4 protein-coding genes and 1 pseudogene are annotated in these 3300 nt (G+C 74.7%); 2 read left to right on the forward strand and 3 right to left on the reverse strand.

The features are described 5' to 3' along the window. The first annotated feature begins 341 nt into the window (after window positions 1–341). Window positions 342–779, forward strand: coding sequence for a hypothetical protein (locus VP06_RS32490; protein WP_048467955.1), 438 nt, complete (start codon window positions 342–344; stop codon window positions 777–779). 41 nt (window positions 780–820) lie between these two features. Beyond that, on the forward strand, window positions 821–1165 hold the full coding sequence (locus VP06_RS32495; RefSeq protein ID WP_048467956.1) for a helix-turn-helix domain-containing protein: 345 nt from the start codon (window positions 821–823) through the stop codon (window positions 1163–1165). A 347-nt stretch (window positions 1166–1512) separates the two neighbouring features. On the opposite strand, the pseudogene VP06_RS35665 reads toward VP06_RS32495, so the two are convergent. The 3 genes and pseudogenes from VP06_RS35665 to VP06_RS32510 all read right to left on the reverse strand — a co-directional run. Then, window positions 1513–2229, reverse strand: a pseudogene (locus VP06_RS35665) (Rha family transcriptional regulator); the annotation flags it as partial. A gap of 357 nt (window positions 2230–2586) precedes the next feature. Then, entirely contained in the window at window positions 2587–2781 is a 195-nt protein-coding gene (locus VP06_RS32505; RefSeq protein ID WP_048467958.1) for a hypothetical protein, read from the reverse strand. A gap of 79 nt (window positions 2782–2860) precedes the next feature. Further along, window positions 2861–3046 carry a hypothetical protein gene (locus VP06_RS32510; RefSeq protein WP_048467959.1) on the reverse strand — a complete coding sequence of 62 codons (186 nt, stop codon included), beginning with the start codon at window positions 3044–3046 and terminating at the stop codon, window positions 2861–2863. Between the last annotated feature and the right edge of the window lie 254 nt (window positions 3047–3300).

Raw genomic sequence — 3300 nt, forward strand, 5'->3', positions numbered from 1 at the left:
TGCGGGCGGCTTCCTCGGCCCCGCGCGCCCGGGGCTCGGGCATCTCGATCCTGGGCGCCGCCCGCGCCTCGGCGCGGCGGGGCCGCCCCTCCCCCCCCCCGACCCCTGCCCCCGCCCCCCGCCCCCGCCCCGCGGGCCCGGCGGGCCCCCCCCGCCGGGGGGCGCCCCCCCCCGCGCGGGGGACCCCCCCCCCGCGCGCCGCGGCCGCCCGGGGCCCGCCGGCTCCGCTTCGACGTCTACGGCGCCGGCGCCTTCCTCGCCGACGGCCACCCCATCACCGCCGCAGCCGCCGCTTGGTTCGAGCCCGACGGTTCCGCTTGGTGTCTCCTGGAGGATTGACGATGCGTTCCTTGACCCTCGCCCTCGCCGCCGTCTTGGCCGCCGCCGTCCCGGCCGAGGCTGCCCGGCTTGCTCGGTCGCCGCCGCCGCCCTTCCCGCAGGCGGGCGACCGCTGGTACCTCAGCGTGCGGTCACCCGCCGAGCCCGGCCGGGAGCGGTTCGCCCGGGTCTACGCCGATCCCGTCGAGGGCACGGACCGCTGGGCGCTCATGGTCACCTGCGGAACGGCTAGCACGACGACCGGTAAGGAGGTCATCGTGCTGCAGGCGACCGGCGAGGCCGGGCGCGACAGGTGGGGCAACCTGGGTTGGACATGGACGCCCGTAGGCGGGGGCGAGACCGGCGGGGGTGTGTTCCTGCGCGAGCGAGACTTGGAGCCCGACGTCCACATGGCGGCCCCCTGCCCATCGGGCCGGGGCGACCTGAGCTCTGGTGACTAGCGACCCGGAAGCCTACCCTGTCGCAGCCCCCGGAGACCGCCATGCGCCTCGCCGCCGACGACCAGACCGTAGACGAACCCGAGCTCTCGGACGCGGAGTGGACCGCCCGCGAGGCGGCCCGCCGCGTCGCCGGCTTCGGCGAGATCCTGGCGCGGCAGCGTCTCGCTCGGCGCATGCCCGTGGCCCGGCTCGCCGCGGTGACCGGCGTGCCCGTCCGCGTCATCCGCGACCTGGAGGCCGGCGCGCCGACGGACGTCGGGCACGCCATCCTGCTCGCGGAGGCGCTCGGTCTCGACCTGCTGACGGCCCTGCGCCGAGCCGCCGCGGCCACGCTGGCGCCGATTGAGCTCGAAAACGACGAGGCGCTGCCGGCGCCGGGGGACTGAGGGGGTGGATCGGACGCTCGCAGTGGCGCTGGTGCTGTGCGCGGCCGGACTGGCCGTCGCCGGCGTCGCCGCGACACGCCCGGCGCCATCCGCCGCTCCGGTTCTGGCGGCGGCAAAGGAAAAGCCCGGTCCCCTCGCGGAGGCCGGGCCCAAAAGGTAGCGAAATCGGTTTCGCTACGCATTCCCTGCAGCGGGTCAGATGTCGAGGCGGCCCTGCCTTTGCGCCTGCGCGGCCTGGAGGGCGAGCACCCGACCGGGGCCGACGTGCCAGCGTTGCTGAAGCCAGAACAGCCCCCCCTCGTCACCATGGCTTGGTTCCGGAGCTTGCCGACGGCGTCCGGCCCGGCCCGCAGCTTCATGTAGCCGTCCCGGCGCATGGCGGCCGACGGCTGCAGGTCACCGTTCTCGCGGAAAACGTAGCCCTTGTCCTGGAGCCAGTCGATGAAGACTTGGCTCGGGGCATCGCAGGCCCGGGCGGCGGTGGGCAGGTTGCAGAGCCCGTCGTCAGAGAGGAAGGCATGGAAGGCGTCAACCTTCGGCTTGACCTCCTCGATGACCGCCTCGGCGAAGGCCGCGCGCTTCTCGGTGACGACGAGCACCTGGCGGGTCTCGGCGACCTCGGCCTTGGCCGCGATGAGCTGCTCCGAGTAGCCCAGCAGGAGCGTTCTGAGGCTGGCGGGGTCGTTGAGGTCGACGGCCGGGGCCTGCCGGCGCCGGAGCTCCTCCTCCATCAGGTTGAAGGCCGCGATGTAGTCGAGCTTCCAGGCCATGGCCTTGGAGCCGGTGAAACCCATCGCGAGAAGGGCGAAGCCGTCGCGGTCGACGAGGAAGAACCGCTCGTCCCGGGCTCCGCCATTGGGCATCGGGGTGGGCCCGGACGTCGACGCAAAATTGCGTTCACATGCCGGGGCGGTGGTGAGGAGCAGGTCGATGGACCTGAGCACGTCCCCGTGGCGCTTGCCGAAGCGGGCGGCGACGTCGCGGCTGTCGACGACGGGCTTGCCATCGACCAGGGTGACGACCGGTAGGGCGGTCGTGGTAGAAATGGAAACGGCCTGATTCACGGTGCACTCCGTGGTCGGGTTCAGGCCCCGCGGAGCGTTGGACGCGCTCCCGGGGCCGCCTCGCCGGCGGCGGGGTGCCCCCCATCATACCGATTCGCACGCATGGCACCTGGCCGCGTGGGGAGCCGGTTGAGGTGGACGCCCTTTCAGGCCTCCCGGGACGCCCCGTAGGCCTGCCCGGCATCCTGCCCGAGCTCGGGGAACAGGGCCGCGACCGCGAGAAGCGCGAATGTCGCCAGGTAGGCCACGCCCGCCTCATCTGCCGGATTTCCGGCAAAGACGCCCCGAGCAGCCCGCAGCGCGTCCTTCGCGAACAGCTTGGCCTCCTCGACCGGCGTCAGGGCCCGGCGGCAGGGATCAGCCTCGGCTACGGTCGGCCTCCGCGGCGTCGAGGGCTCGCACCGCCCGTTCGAGGGTTGCCTGCATGGCGTTGGGGAGGTCTCGCTCGGCCGGAAGCTCCAGGAACCAGCGCCTCGACCTGACGAGCTCCCGGGCCGCGTCGACGACGGCGCGCGCAGCCGGGGTGACGACGTCCTGGACGTAGGCCCTCACGCCGCCCTCGGGGGCCAGCGGGGCGGGTCGGACAGACAGGCGCCGATGGCGACGCCTATCAGGAAGGCGACGGTGACGCTCAAGGGTGCCTCCGGCGGTGGCGGGCGGCCTCCCGGGCGGCCTCCCGGGCGGCCTCGGCGACGTCGCCCCGGGCGGGGGCCGCGGCGACGGGCTCGCCCCGGAGCACGCGATGGACGTCCGACCTGACGAGGGGCTCCGGTGCGGCCGCGAGGCAGTAGAGGGCGACCAGGGCGACCGGCGTCATTGGCCGGGCCTCGCGATGGACCGGACGGCGCCCAGCTTGCCCTGGCAGTCGCCGTGCGCCGCCCGCAGGTCGGTGACGTGGACGGCGACGTCGCGCTGGGTGCCGCCGCGGCACCAGGCGGGCGCGCCTTGGCAACCACGACGCCCAGCGCCCGCTCCGCGTACCGGCGGACGGCGTGGTCGGTGGTACGGGCGCGGACGCCGTCGGGATTACCGCGCTGGGCGGTGGTGGCGGTCGCAGGGGGGGGGGGCCCG

It is taken from the genome of Methylobacterium aquaticum (assembly GCF_001043915.1).
GTDB classification, from domain to species: domain Bacteria; phylum Pseudomonadota; class Alphaproteobacteria; order Rhizobiales; family Beijerinckiaceae; genus Methylobacterium; species Methylobacterium aquaticum.